The sequence below is a fragment of the Bacillus cereus group sp. BfR-BA-01350 genome (assembly GCF_022663775.1).
Taxonomy (GTDB): domain Bacteria; phylum Bacillota; class Bacilli; order Bacillales; family Bacillaceae_G; genus Bacillus_A; species Bacillus_A paranthracis.
In genome coordinates, this window is sequence record NZ_JAKUGD010000004.1 from 458,533 (window position 1) to 472,225 (window position 13,693).

Here is a 13,693-nt window from a genome sequence, read left to right on the forward strand (position 1 = left end):
AAAATGATTGCATTTAACTATGGTCCCCTATACTCTAACCCATATAATAATAACCACTCTGGAATATTACTTTTTATATCAAAACCTAGCTTCGAGATTGTAGCAGCTGTTATTTCTGTATTTAATTTTTCTTTTTCCAAAAGCTTTTGAATTTCTACAGACCATATTTTAAGATTTTCATCTAAGCTAACAAATGATATTATCCCTAATCCCATATCAATATCTTTAGTTATTGTATTTGCCACTACACATGGAACACCTGCACACTGTGCTTCTAATGCAACAATTCCAAATCCTTCAAAAAGTGACGGAAAAAGAAAAACATCAAACATCCTTATAATTCTTGGAATGTCTTTTCTTACTCCTAAAAATCTAACTTTTTCATAGATACCTAGTCTTTTAGATTCTAGCTCAATAGAATTCTGTAACGGACCATCTCCTACTAAAACAAGAATAAAATTAGGATCATATTTTAATACTTCATTGAAAACTTTTAATATAAATATATGATTTTTAGATTCAGAAAAACGCCCAATATGACCAATTACTTTCTTTTCAACCGGTATATTGAATTGATTCCTTACTTTATTGTCATCCTGCATATCTGCATTAATAAATTGATTAGTATCTATTGCATTTTTCATTATCTTTACCTTTGAATTATCAATATTTTTTTGAAACAAAAAACGTGCAGAATCTACACTGCACGCACAATAATTTGTTCCAGCATAAGTAATAATTGTTCGTAAAAAACTCAATAAAACTTTCCCTTTTACCCCCGATCCCATCGGCCAATTATTACTATGCGAATGACAAATCCTTATTTTTATCCCAGCTATTTTAGCAGCAATAGCAACAAATCCACCTTGATAATCAGTGTGTGCATGGGCCGCCACATATCGATTACTAGACATTACCTTAACAAGCTCTTTCATGTATGCAAGAGGTCCTAGCTGCCCTAAGCTAGATATTCGGTGTATTGTCCCACCCAACGCAATGATTTCTTTATCATAATCACTTTCTTCACTTTTATGGGAAACAAAATCAAATTGCACCATTTCTCTATCTATATTCCTATATACATTCATTAATAATGCCTCAGCGCCACCTCGGTCCATCGCACTAACGATATGTAACACTCTTTTTGGTCGTTCTTGTTTAAGCATTGAAAATTACTCCCATCTAAGAATGTTTTTCAAATATATATTCTATCCCCAGAAACTACTCTGATAAATTATCCCTAAAGTAATAATATGTTCATATACAAAATAGACAAAATAACATACTATTACTGCATAGTAAATTAACTTTTGATCCTTTTCTATAAATAGCTTTATAACCCACGATATCAATATCAAATGATATAGTCCAAAATATATGGAGAATCTTGCAAAAATCCAATTTTGAGTTGAAATAATCATAAAAACTAAACCTAATAATGCCATATTTACAATATAATCACTTTCCGGAAAAATCTCTCTTAATTTATGTCTTCCAATATAAGCTAGAATGAGCGGTATTGCATCCACAGCAACCCGAAGAATATTAGCTCCTCCTTCTTGAAAATCCTTATAGTGACCATATTGTGTATCCCCTATAGTTGCAAAGAAAATTTCTGCAAACTGATTAAACCCTATTACTATAAGTACCGCAATAAAGAGTAGTATAAATGTTATTGTCGACCATGCTTTTCTTCGGACTACAAAATAAATAGGAATTAATACAAGAGCGCTTTGATGAAAAGTAGAAGCAAATAAAACAATCAAAAAATATCTTTTCCAATTCCCATCTAAAATATATTTTGTAGCAGTAAAAATAATCGCTGCGGTTAAATACTGTCTTACTCCATTCATTGAAACTAAATACATACCCGATGCGATATACACATATAAACTTAACTCAATCATTCTTGAATATTTATATAGAACTGCTACTATTAATATATTTGTTATTAGAGCTGTTATAAAAACCAAAACTTGCGGATCATTCGTATATGTTTTTAAAATCATTTGTAAAATACTGAATCCAACATCCTTACTACTTTGAATATAAGCCCAATTAAAATCAGTAACTGTAAAAGCATGCATATAAAAATACGTATCACCAATATTATTTCTAAAACCAGATACTAGTACAAGAGAGGTCGTCGCCATTAAAATCAATAGTCGATTTGGTTTTAACATCACAATTTCTGAAGTTACTGGCATAGCAAAATACCGTGCGAAAAATGCTAGTATGAACACTATAAAGAAATTCATCCAAAGTATAGTCATTATTCTTCCCTCTTATCAATCCTAAGTAAATTCCTATATATTTACTTTTATTCTTGTTTTCAATGTAATGTAACTATATAGAATAACCCCAAATGGTACTGCGCAAAGGGTAAGCACTTTGCATGGTGACTCTTTTATAAATTTTTTATTTTTCGCTATAAAGCTACTTGATACATAATGTACAGCTTGTCTATATTTAAATAACCTATTTGCAAACGGTAGCTTCATCAGTTCCTTACGATAAAAAGCAAAACCTTTTGGATTTTTACGATATTGACTTAACATATTCATCGAAGAACCATCGGGCATATATTCAACATAACAAAGTGCTTCGTTCATGAGTAACATCTCATGTTTCTGATCCAACATATAGTATTTATATGCCAAACCTACATACTTTTCATTTTTAAAAACCGGATAAGGATACTTCTTAGTTAATTCTGTGCGATATACTAATTTCTTATCTCCAGTTACACCATGTTTATTGTAAAGATTAAAAAGCGTAGAACGTTTTAGATTCAATGGTAATTTTGAACCAATTAATGTCCCATCTTTATATAAATCAAGAGCAATGATTCCACTTACTTGGTCACTTCCATTTTCATCCCAAAACGAAATGATTTTCTCAACAGCATCACTAGGCATTGAGTCATCCGAATCAATACATACATTAAGTTCTGTATCAATCAGCTCGTAAGCTGTATTATGAGCACCATGCATCCCTTGATTTACTTGCCAATAATACCGTATGCTTATGCAATCTTCAGAAATCCAAGAGTTCACTAACTCCTTTGTAGAATCATCAGACCCATCATCTATAATTAACCATATAAAATCTTTACACGTTTGCTGCTTCAAACTTTCATAACACCCCTGAAGACAATATGCCCTATTATATGTAGGGGTGAAAACAGTTAGCTTTTTCAATATGCTCACCTCGATACTGCTACATAAAATTTTTGGGTAATGCCTGTAATATTTTTTATATCATATCCTTTTTCGGCTAATACATGTTGCGCCACACTTCGCGATACTTGTTTGTCCGTAATACCTTGTAATTCACCTATCCAATTTCTTATATTTAATAAAGAACACCGTTCAACTAAATTCAACCCCAAATCCACATCTTGTGTAATCGTGTCCGATATAATACACGGTAACCCCGCTCCTTGTGCTTCAATAAGAGTAACTGGTAAACCTTCATAAATTGATGGAAATATAAATGTATCAAATGCTTGTAATAAACAATTAATATCTCCACGCATTCCTAAAAATTTAACTTTATCTGTTAAATTCAGCTTTTCTACTTTTTTCTCAATTTCTAATCGAAGCGGTCCATCTCCTACTAATAGAAGAATAGAATTCGGTTTATATTCTATGAATTGAGCAAAAATATCAATTAATAAAGTATGATTTTTGGGATATGAAAATCTTCCCACGTGTCCAATTACAAAAACATCCTCATGAAGTTTGAGCTCTTCCCTTACTCGTTTTCTAATATCTAGATTAAATGCAAATTCATCACATTCAATTCCGTTTTTCAATATTTTTGTTGTACTTTCTCTATTAGCAAACAACCATTGTGCTGCCGCTGCTGAACATGCTAAAAAATGTGTAGCACAAGACGCAATAAATGCACCTGCATACCATTTATATAGTTTCGCTATAGTTCCTCCCTCACTGTTTGTACTATGACTATGCGCAATCCTTACCGGCACCCTCGCTTTTTTAGCTGAACGAAGTACAAATCCACTCATTTTATCCATATGTGAATGCACAATTTTGTATTGTGGATGAGAGTTAAAGAAAGTATCTAGTGCTTTTATATACCCTCTATGACCAACATCTGTAACGTATGGAATTCGATGAACTTTCCCGCCTAATTTTACTATCTCTTCATCAAAGACCCCCTCTTTACAAGTTAAAAAATCAAATTGTACTTTTGAGTGGTCTATATTACGATACAAATTCATAATTAAAGTTTCGGCTCCGCCTCTATTCATATTTACGACTACATGTAATACTCTTAATGGAGCGCCCAATTTAAATCCTCCATTTCATCCATATATGGTGTATAAATTTCTCGTTTCTCTTTCAATACTTCATTAACTGAATATTTACTTGCAATAATAGTACGTCCACACTGCCCAAACTGCGCTTGTAATTTAGTATTTTTAGAAATAAAATGGATTCTTTCAGACATCGTCTTTATATCATCGCGTTCTATAATCCAACCATTTGTATTATGAATAATTAACTCCCTATGCCCTCGGTTATCAGTAGCTACAACCGGAAGTCCACAAGCCATAGCTTCCATAATATTAACTGGCAAACCCTCCCTGTAACTGGATGCAACGGCTAAATCACACATTTGTAGTAAAGAAGCTATATCATTTCTATAACCAAGAAAATGCACCATACTACTCACACCTAATTGCGTCGCTAGTTTTTTGCATTCTTCCACTAATGGCCCTTCACCAGCAAGTAAAAGCTTCGCCCGTGGCATTTTACTTTTCAATTGTGCTACTACACGAATTAAAAAACTTTGGTTTTTATTCTTATTAAATTCAGCTGCATAAAACATGAAAAAGTCTTGTGGGTTATAGCCGAGTTGTCGCTTTAATTCTCGTTTTTCAGCTTCAGTTACTGGGATAAATCGTTCTATATCGATCCCTACACCGTGAAGGAGTTTAATATCTTTCGCTTGAAAATGATGTTTAACTGCTAGATTATAATCTTCCTGATTAATTGTTATGAGGCAATCTGTAACAGTGGCTAAACTTCTCTCAATTGGATAGTATAAAAGCCAATTGATGAATGATGCCCCTTTACAGAAGTGAAATCCATGCGCAGTATATATTACTGTTGTTCCTTTCCTTCTCGCTTTCCGAGTAGCTAAGCGAGTAATTGCTCCTCCCATAGGCGTATGACAGTGAACGATGTTATATTTATTCCGATGAATAATTGATTGTAGTTCTTTATATGCGCGAATGTTTTGTATACTAAGAGGTGATCTTTGAAGAGGAATATTATATTTTTGAGTTACGTACGGAAGATGTATATCCCCATTCGCTGCAACATGTACTTCCCAGCCTTGGTCTGCAAACCATTTCAAATACGGTAAATGAAAAGCCTTAAAATGATAATCCACAGTTGCACAAAATAGAACTTTTTTAAACACCATCCCACGCACCCGTCTTCTACTAATTTTTTATCCTTAACCTGATACTGGTACTAATAGTTTTAAAGTTTTACGTTGATTTACTAAATGTAACAATCGCTTTCTTAATTCCACTTCATTTAAATCTGCATATTCTGAAATTAACAATTCTATTTCTTCTATACGGACGTTCATTTCATGCCCTACATAAATTCTTGGATGAACTTGTTTTTCATTCATTTCATCTTCTTTTAGTAATTCTTCAAAAAGTTTTTCTCCAGGTCGTATACCCGTAAACTCTACTCCTATTTCCTCCACAGAGTTTCCGGATAATCGAATGAGGTTTTTAGCAAGATCCACTATTTTTACTGGTTCTCCCATATCCAGCACAAAAATTTCTCCACCTTTTGCTAACGCACCGGCTTGTACTACAAGTCTAGATGCCTCTGGAATAGTCATAAAATAACGAACCATATCTGGATGCGTAACTGTAACTGGTCCTCCCTTTTGAATTTGCTTCTTAAATAACGGGATAACACTCCCTCTACTTCCTAACACATTCCCAAATCGCACAGTAACAAACTTTGTATGACTTATTTTATCTTTATGTTGTATGACCATCTCCGCTAATTTCTTTGTGGCACCCATAACACTCGTTGGGTTTACTGCTTTATCAGATGAAATCATAACAAACGTTCCTACTCCATGTGTTCTTGCCGCTTCCGCTATATTCATAGTCCCAATCAAATTATTTTTAACAGCCTCTTCAGGATTGTTTTCCATCAATGGTACATGTTTATGTGCAGCAGCATGATATACAACATGGGGACGATGTTTATTCATTATTACATGCATCTTCTTTTCATCTTGAATATCTGCGATTTCTGGAATAAACACACCGTTCCTATCATTATGTTTTCTATTTAATTCCATTTCTATTGAATATATACTGTTTTCTCCGTGCCCTAATAAAATCAATTTTTCTGGCTTAAATTTCGCAACTTGTCTACAAATTTCTGAGCCTATTGATCCACCTGCACCAGTAACTAAAATGACTTTATCAGTTATATAATCTGAAATGATATCCACATCTAACTCTACAGGATCTCGCCCTAGTAAATCTTCTACTTGAACATCTCTGAATTCATTCACTGAAACTTTACCTGTCACTAAGTCTTCTAACATTGGAAGAATTTGCGTTTTCACATTTGTTTTTAAACAATCTTTTAAAATAATATTTCTATCTTTTTTGTTTAACGAAGGAATTGCTAAAATTATAATTTCAATATTCAGTTTTTTAACAACGTGATCAATTTGACTCATACCACCAATTACCGGAATTCCCCAAATATCAAGATTATGTTTTTTGACATTATCATCAATAAATGCGACTGGCATTAATTCTGTAGTACTATTCTTTAACAACTGTCTTGCAACCATTGTCCCAGCAGATCCAGCACCAACAATTAACGTTCTTTTCTTATCGCCTTTTTTTACATAATAAATATCTCTGTACATTCTCCAAATAAAGCGAGAACCACCTATTAATAAAATATGAATCATCCAAGTAACCACTAACAAACGAAAATACATTTTTCCCATGACTAGTTGCTGCACAGCCGCTGTAGTAAGTATAGAAAATGTAACAACCTTACATATAATTAACAACTCTCCTATACTTGCATATTCCAATGCCTTTTTATACAACTTATAAATAAAAGCAAACAAATGATGACTAAATAATAAAGTGATAGAGCTAATAACTGATGATAAAGTGATAACACTGAAGCTAGCATTTACAAAAAAATAACTAAAAAAAATAGCAGTTAATACTATCAGTGAATCCATTAAAAGCAATAACGATATCCTCCGGCGATACGTCATATAACTTCCTCCTTTAATCAATTCCTTACTTAACTCTTTCAAACTTAAAGTTTCTAACTATATTCTCTTTATTAAAAACACATAGTTAGAAACTTTAATAAAACATGGGCATCTAACCCTCCCTCACATTACACTTTTGACGACTGGCATCTAAGGTTGTTTTCACAACCCACAGCATAATCGAGTGCCTCCATTGATAGCGGTTAGGAGACATCACCACATCACAATTGTATTAAATTTTCTTTATAACGAACCATTTCACGTACGAATGTTTAATTTAAAACTATCCTTTATACTTTCCCATTCAAAATCGCACCCAATATTCTACTTTTCGTAAAACTTAATGCCCTTTTCGTTTCAAGTGCATCTTCGTTCACAGTGCGATTATACCGGATCACCAAAAGTACCCCTTCACACTTGTCAGCTAATACGCTCGTATCTGTTACTTCTAATACAGGAGAAGAGTCAAATAATATGATGTCATATCGTTCCATCGCCTTTTGAATTAACATGTCCATTGCATTTGAACTAAGTACTTCTGATGGATTAAATGGTACTGGACCGCTAGTTAACACATCCAAACTTTCCATCCCAGTTTTTTGCACAGCACCTATCAAATTTGTTTTTTCATTCAATATGTCAGTTAATCCAATTGTATTTTCTACTCCAAAAATTTCATGAATTGTTGGTGTTCGTAAATTCGCATCTATTACCAATACTTTTTCACCTTTTTGCGCTATTGAGACTGCTAAATTAACTGTAATTGTTGATTTTCCTTCACCGTACCTCGGAGAAGTAATCACTATCGTTCTGCTTTTATGAATAGACGAAGTTAATTGAATGTTTGTTCGAAGCGAACGATACTGCTCCGAAATTTTCGATCTTGGGGCGGTATACGCAATTATACTTTCTCCTTTAACTTCATTTGTTTTTCGTCTATTTTTATATGCCACTCCGTTCCCTCCCCCAATAACACTGTATTTTTCCCACTAAATTTATCTTTCATATTTTTCTTATTCATTTTAGAAATCCCACCCAAAACAGGGATATCTAACAATTGTTCAATTCGTCGTTCTGATTTGATTCTCTCATCAAGCGAATCCAATAAAAAAATAAAACCTATACTGAGCACCATACCTAACGTGAATGCAATTAGTATCGTCTTAAAGTGATTTATATTTATAGGCATAGAATATTTTTGAACTGGATCCTCTGGTAATATATTTACATTATTAAAATTCAGTATATTCGCTACCTCTTGCTTATAAACAGCAGCTGTAGTATTTGCAATTTTATGTGCAAGTACAGGATCTACATCCACTACATTTATCCTCATAATTTGAGAGCCTTGTACACTTTCTGTACTTATTTGTCCACTTAATGCACCTGCTGATCTCTTCATATTCAATTCAGCAGCTACTTTTTCTAATATTACAGGCTCATTTACCATCGCTTTCAATGTATTCATCGTTTCAGCGTTAGCTTGAACAATTACCCTTGCTGAGGAAGCATACAAAGGCGTTTTCATATAGATACTATACAGTGCTCCTCCTACCGTTGTGAGAGTCGTAAACAATAACAGTATCCATACTTTTTTCCATATTACACTAAATAAATTTTTTAAATTTATTTCCTTATTCATTACTTCTCCCCCTCATTTAATACCAATGAGATTTCAGTTAAACATTCTATAAAATAACAAAAACAAAAACATTATTTTTATCTTTCGAATATACGAAAGTTTCTAATTAATGCCATTTTAGTTCTTTATATAGAACGAGTCAATACAATTTATTTTTGTTTAACCGCTTCTTCATTTCAACTCAAAAATTACGACAACATTCTTCATAATTCACTGTAGATAAATGACGAACCCCCCCTATTACTGCAGTATCAGGGGGGGTTTTCTTTGTATTGAAATGTAATTGAGTCAGGCTCTTTAACCCATTTAAATAACTCCATTTTTAAAATGATACTCATTTCGCATAAGTATTAACAAGTACGTTTTTGAATTTGTTTACCTCTTTATATTTCTCCTATAAAAATTCCTGATAAATAAAAAACCCTCAACACATTATGTGTCAAGGGTTTAATCCTCTTAGTAAAGAGACATATATTGATCGCGTTCCCATTGGTGAACTTGTGTTCTAAATATATCCTCTGAATTCATCAAGTTTTAAAGTGTGCCAAAAACGTTGATTTATCAAGGTTTTATAAAAGTGATGTTTCATAGTGATTCATCACTTTTTTTATTTTTGTGGGTGAATTGTGGGTGGGTTTGTGGGTGGATGCTTATTAAAATAGGTTATTTTTTTAACAAAGAATTTATCCATCTAAAAATCAAAACACTAAATCATAATCAATTTTATTATTCACTTTAATTATGGAAATAAATATAATGTAATACATGATATTTTATAAATAATACATCAAAATATATCCCATCTATTCTATGATTAAATATCAGTAAAATTTTTATTTACAACTTAACATTTTTTTCTTATTTTGTGTAATAATATATACTATAAGAATGGAGGTGTAGCAATTATGCGTACACATGTACTTTATTTTTATCAACAAATCCAATGTTTAAATAATGATGATTTAAAAAGTGCAGATATTCTCACCCAGTCTTCTCCACTGGTTGCCTCCGTTGATAAAGCCATTAGAAATACTAATGAACAATTACGAGCAAAATTACGACCATTTGAACTGCAGCAGGACAGATTATTTTCATTAATTAAAAATGCCGATTATTTAAATATAAAAATATTGGTTATTGAATTTACTGAGGAAATCGATTCAGATTTACAAGACGAATTAGATGAAGCATTTCTTACTCAGAACATAAATAATATTATTGAAGTTCTTAATATTATTTTAAGTAATGGACATGATATTCTTGCTGTTTCTTACATTCAAAACGGACGAAACCTGCGCATTACCAAGTTTGCCGTAGCTGAAATTCCAGCAGAAATAAATGAGTTACCCTCGCTTGCTTTTTCATTACCTATAGAATTAGCAACTGGGGTAAAAAATATTCCAGTGGAGAGGATGTGACACATGCTAAATCTAGATAGAAAAAATTTCTTTACTCAAACTATACAGTATATATTATTACTGTTCTTGTTTAACCAGTTTTGGGGTGAAGAAAAATGGCTGGAAAATAAATTGCGAGACTCGCTATTATTGATAGGAATTTATTTATGCTTCCTATTAATAAGTTGGTTCTCTTTTTTATTTCGCCCTTTAAGTATAACTGTCACCCAAAACAATGCTTTAGGTAACAATATAGACTTCACTTTAATAACACAAGAGAATAACCGGCTGTCTAGTGAACTCCAAAGAACTGTTAAATTAGATTTAGAAATTACAAGAAAAGGGAGCATATGGTGGCGTATTTTACTAAGATTAATAAAAAACAAAGAACTTTTCTTAGAAATTGAGCCCACTCCTAGACAGCTAATGATTCAGGCAAAAGACCCCTTCCAAAACAAAGAAATTGTAGTGGACACTCAAACTGGTTTTAAAATACGTTTGAATGAAATGATAAATGAAATTGGAACTTTACAAACAGGTAAAAAAAGCATAACAGTAACGAAGGTTTATCCCTATTACATAACCAATCATACAGATATAGAAATCCCAGATAATCTATCAGCCAGTATAAGTCCCACTTTCACAGTTAATGGTAAAAGTGCGAAATGGCTTAAACTTTTTCTTCAATTGGACATTAAAGAACAAAAAGTTAGATTTTTCCGGAGATAATGAAGGAGGAGCAAGTATGGCGAGGAATAACAGTAAGATTGTGATTTGGGCTATGGAGCCACGTTTTGACTTAGATTATATTATCGATTTATTACAATTAAATTATTTACAAGAAATAGAGTATCTCGCTACTTATAATCAATTAACAGATTACGAGAAAACCTTACAGAATAAGTGGTTACCAATTCCAGGTAGGGCCGATTTTATTATTGAGAGAATGGATATCGCCGGCCAGACATTTGAATATATCGCTGCTATAGGGCAATATGAAACTCAATCAGGTGCCTCGAAAGGTGTCATCAATAATAATCCCCTTCCACGAGAATCAAGGGTATTTAATCATTCTGTAAACGCTGTTTTCTTCCAATATTTAGGTAGGGTTTTCTGCGCTTTAGAAGTAAGCGCAAGCCAAGAAGGCAAAGTACGCTCTGCATTATTTGGACAAGGTAATAAAAATCCTAAAGAAGAGTGGGGAAAAGTGTACTTTAAAGATATAGATACATTTGCCTTAGATAGTAGATTTTTCTATTGGATTTTTAGCAAACGAGGGCAAACAGTATCTTTACACGGTTCTCCAAACGAGACCATTCAAATTGTAGATGTTTCGGCAGTTTCACAACATGCAGAAAGAAAAGCTTATGACAGTACAAGTCAAGGAGCAAATGTTTTGGGTTCAGTACAAGCATTATCTGGATTAGGTAGTAATCAAAGTGTTTATAACGGTGGCTTCTATTTCTTAAAAGAAAATAACTTTAGCCTGTTTATGGAGATAGGTTCTGATGGCTCCTTCACTATAGATACCGCAAGGTCAAGTATTACTAAAAATAATCAAATGGAAATTGTGTCTCAAAACTTACAACATGTTATTCTCGTTATCTATACATATCTATTCCCTGGTTTAAAAGCATTATATAATGCAGAACGAGGCGGGGTATGGAATACAGTTGTTGAAGCTGACCAAAGGAAACAATGGGCATTAGAAGTAGTTAAAGAGTTATGTTTAGAAAATGAAATAAAATTAGATGAATTAGAATCAGTACTTACATAAAAAAGCTCAGTCAAACAACTGAGCTTTTTTATAATTGAGATTGCTATTATAAATAGACTATTTTTTCATTTGCTCTTTTCTTCTTAAGATATCCTCTTTAAAAAACAAACGATCTCGAACCATCTCTTTAATCGGCGCTAACGTCCCCGACTTCACCAACTTATTTAAATTCTGCCTCGAGCATTCCAAAATCTCCAATGCCTCTGAAGTATTCACAATTTCATCATTTACGAATTTTATTAGTTCTTCCTTAGATTCAAAGTTATACATTTTTCTTCTCCTTTATATACAAAATAACCATGTTGATTACCATTAGGATTATCGCTAGTATTGTACCAACGATACAGATATAACCCCAAGTGTTTAAATTATCATAATCAAGGATTGATAAAATAAACCCTAAAACAATGACTACAGGTAGATTCGTCCAGATAAATTTTTTCATAATAATATGGAATGTGATATAATCTTAAATGCAGGAGAGGTTTCCCTCCCCTGTGTGCTTATTCTGAGTCGTTTCCTTGGTCGGGGCGACTCTTTTGTTTTTCTTCTTTCACCTTGTAGTATGTATCTACGATGTTTTTAACACCTGCGGTTACTTGAGAGAAAACCGTTGCTGTTGTAGCTATAGCACCTAAGATTATTATCCAATCCACTTTGTTCACCTCCTGTTCTTTATACTCTTATTATACACCAAACGTTGACTTAAGTCAACTTAACTAAATAATATTTTTCCTATAAATCTAATTTTATCCTATAAAATAGCACAGTCCTCTCATTCGAGAAGGACTTTTTTATTACTTACTTTTTAATACGTCTACATTATTTGAATTTGCATTAATAGAATTTGGTATAATTAGCTTAATTTAAGGGAGGGAGATAGTTTGAAGGTTGTTCAATCTATATTTAGAGGGTTTCGTTTATTAAGTAAAATCATAAATCCAATATTAAAGGCATTATCTAAAAGTAAATTTTAAATATCTTAACAATAAAAAAAGCCGAATCCTTAATTGAAGTGCACCCCAATTGTTAGACACAGTCTAACAATTGGAGGTGCATTTTTTATGGCTAAATTTTCTTCAACAGAAAAAATTCAAGCAGTGAAACGATATTTAGATGGTACAGAAAGTGGAAAAACAATTGCTAAATCTATAGGAGTTACTCCTAGCGTACTTCTTGAGTGGATTAGACGATATGAATCTTCAGGTGAAAAGGCCTTTGAAAAGTGCTATACATTCTACCCAGCCGAGTATAAACTAGATGTACTTTATTATATGAATGAACACGGGACATCTATCAGAGAAACAGCGGCACTTTTCAATATACCGTCTTATGAAACACTTCGGAAATGGAAAATAGCTTATGAAACAGGAGGATTGGATGCCCTACAATCAAAGAAAAAGGGGCGTCCAACCATGAAAGATAAAAAAATAAAACCAGTAGATGAAGGATCAATCGAAGCTTTACAAGCGGAAAATGAGCGTTTACGTATGGAAAATGCATATTTAAAAAAGTTGAATGCCTTAGTTCAAAACAAAGAAAAATCACCAAACAAGACAA

Annotated in this window: 13 protein-coding genes and 1 pseudogene; 4 read left to right on the top strand and 10 right to left on the bottom strand. The window is 32.7% G+C overall.

The genetic code is table 11. From position 1 onward, the window contains the following. Positions 1-17: 17 nt before the first annotated feature. The 8 genes from MR147_RS12900 to MR147_RS12935 form a co-directional block, all read right to left on the bottom strand. Positions 18-1,166 carry a glycosyltransferase family 1 protein gene (locus tag MR147_RS12900; protein WP_046198999.1) on the bottom strand — a complete coding sequence of 383 codons (1,149 nt, stop codon included), beginning with the start codon at positions 1,164-1,166 and terminating at the stop codon, positions 18-20. A gap of 42 nt (positions 1,167-1,208) precedes the next feature. Beyond that, complete coding sequence (locus tag MR147_RS12905) at positions 1,209-2,273, bottom strand: EpsG family protein (RefSeq protein ID WP_046199000.1); 1,065 nt, start codon at positions 2,271-2,273, stop codon at positions 1,209-1,211. A 33-nt stretch (positions 2,274-2,306) separates the two neighbouring features. Further along, positions 2,307-3,200, bottom strand: a complete 894-nt coding sequence (locus MR147_RS12910) for a glycosyltransferase family 2 protein (protein WP_046199001.1) — start codon at positions 3,198-3,200, stop codon at positions 2,307-2,309. A 5-nt stretch (positions 3,201-3,205) separates the two neighbouring features. Then, positions 3,206-4,315, bottom strand: a complete 1,110-nt coding sequence (locus tag MR147_RS12915; protein ID WP_074533367.1) for a glycosyltransferase family 1 protein — start codon at positions 4,313-4,315, stop codon at positions 3,206-3,208. Next, positions 4,300-5,457 carry a glycosyltransferase family 4 protein gene (locus MR147_RS12920; RefSeq protein ID WP_074607911.1) on the bottom strand — a complete coding sequence of 386 codons (1,158 nt, stop codon included), beginning with the start codon at positions 5,455-5,457 and terminating at the stop codon, positions 4,300-4,302. Before MR147_RS12920 ends, MR147_RS12915 begins: the two co-directional genes overlap by 16 nt. A gap of 33 nt (positions 5,458-5,490) precedes the next feature. Continuing rightward, positions 5,491-7,317: a polysaccharide biosynthesis protein gene (locus MR147_RS12925; protein WP_080493726.1), complete on the bottom strand. Its 1,827-nt coding sequence runs from the start codon at positions 7,315-7,317 to the stop codon at positions 5,491-5,493. A 290-nt stretch (positions 7,318-7,607) separates the two neighbouring features. Continuing rightward, positions 7,608-8,270: a CpsD/CapB family tyrosine-protein kinase gene (locus tag MR147_RS12930; RefSeq protein ID WP_046199005.1), complete on the bottom strand. Its 663-nt coding sequence runs from the start codon at positions 8,268-8,270 to the stop codon at positions 7,608-7,610. Further along, positions 8,219-8,959, bottom strand: a complete 741-nt coding sequence (locus tag MR147_RS12935) for a YveK family protein (protein ID WP_074607909.1) — start codon at positions 8,957-8,959, stop codon at positions 8,219-8,221. The genes MR147_RS12930 and MR147_RS12935 overlap by 52 nt, the downstream gene beginning before the upstream one ends. Before the next feature lie 905 nt (positions 8,960-9,864). On the opposite strand from MR147_RS12935, the gene MR147_RS12940 reads away from it, so the two are divergent. Genes MR147_RS12940 through MR147_RS12950 form a run of 3 tightly spaced genes read left to right on the top strand, consistent with a single transcriptional unit; the run spans position 9,865 to position 12,133 of the window. Beyond that, positions 9,865-10,377, top strand: a complete 513-nt coding sequence (locus MR147_RS12940) for a hypothetical protein (protein ID WP_242304352.1) — start codon at positions 9,865-9,867, stop codon at positions 10,375-10,377. 3 nt (positions 10,378-10,380) lie between these two features. Then, positions 10,381-11,085, top strand: coding sequence for a hypothetical protein (locus tag MR147_RS12945; protein WP_242304355.1), 705 nt, complete (start codon positions 10,381-10,383; stop codon positions 11,083-11,085). A 16-nt stretch (positions 11,086-11,101) separates the two neighbouring features. Next, positions 11,102-12,133, top strand: a complete 1,032-nt coding sequence (locus MR147_RS12950; RefSeq protein ID WP_242304357.1) for a hypothetical protein — start codon at positions 11,102-11,104, stop codon at positions 12,131-12,133. 57 nt (positions 12,134-12,190) lie between these two features. Here the strand turns inward: MR147_RS12950 and MR147_RS12955 are convergent, their stop codons facing one another. Then, positions 12,191-12,403: a helix-turn-helix domain-containing protein gene (locus MR147_RS12955; RefSeq protein WP_242304359.1), complete on the bottom strand. Its 213-nt coding sequence runs from the start codon at positions 12,401-12,403 to the stop codon at positions 12,191-12,193. 233 nt (positions 12,404-12,636) lie between these two features. Continuing rightward, the gene (locus MR147_RS12960; protein WP_000383803.1) at positions 12,637-12,789 is read right to left on the bottom strand and encodes a hypothetical protein; all 153 of its coding nucleotides are present in this window, start codon (positions 12,787-12,789) and stop codon (positions 12,637-12,639) included. 408 nt (positions 12,790-13,197) lie between these two features. On the opposite strand from MR147_RS12960, the pseudogene MR147_RS12965 reads away from it, so the two are divergent. Next, positions 13,198-13,693 (top strand): annotated as a pseudogene (locus MR147_RS12965) (transposase); the annotation flags it as partial.

What these genes read in the sequence shown, in the direction of transcription:
- MR147_RS12900 (WP_046198999.1), bottom strand. Translation starts at nt 1,166, where the DNA reads ATGCTTAAACAAGAACGACCAAAAAGAGTGTTACATATCGTTAGTGCG.
- MR147_RS12905 (WP_046199000.1), bottom strand. Translation starts at nt 2,273, where the DNA reads ATGACTATACTTTGGATGAATTTCTTTATAGTGTTCATACTAGCATTT.
- MR147_RS12920 (WP_074607911.1), bottom strand. Translation starts at nt 5,457, where the DNA reads ATGGTGTTTAAAAAAGTTCTATTTTGTGCAACTGTGGATTATCATTTT.
- MR147_RS12925 (WP_080493726.1), bottom strand. Translation starts at nt 7,317, where the DNA reads ATGACGTATCGCCGGAGGATATCGTTATTGCTTTTAATGGATTCACTG.
- MR147_RS12935 (WP_074607909.1), bottom strand. Translation starts at nt 8,959, where the DNA reads ATGAATAAGGAAATAAATTTAAAAAATTTATTTAGTGTAATATGGAAA.
- MR147_RS12940 (WP_242304352.1), top strand. Translation starts at nt 9,865, where the DNA reads ATGCGTACACATGTACTTTATTTTTATCAACAAATCCAATGTTTAAAT.
- MR147_RS12945 (WP_242304355.1), top strand. Translation starts at nt 10,381, where the DNA reads ATGCTAAATCTAGATAGAAAAAATTTCTTTACTCAAACTATACAGTAT.
- MR147_RS12950 (WP_242304357.1), top strand. Translation starts at nt 11,102, where the DNA reads ATGGCGAGGAATAACAGTAAGATTGTGATTTGGGCTATGGAGCCACGT.
- MR147_RS12955 (WP_242304359.1), bottom strand. Translation starts at nt 12,403, where the DNA reads ATGTATAACTTTGAATCTAAGGAAGAACTAATAAAATTCGTAAATGAT.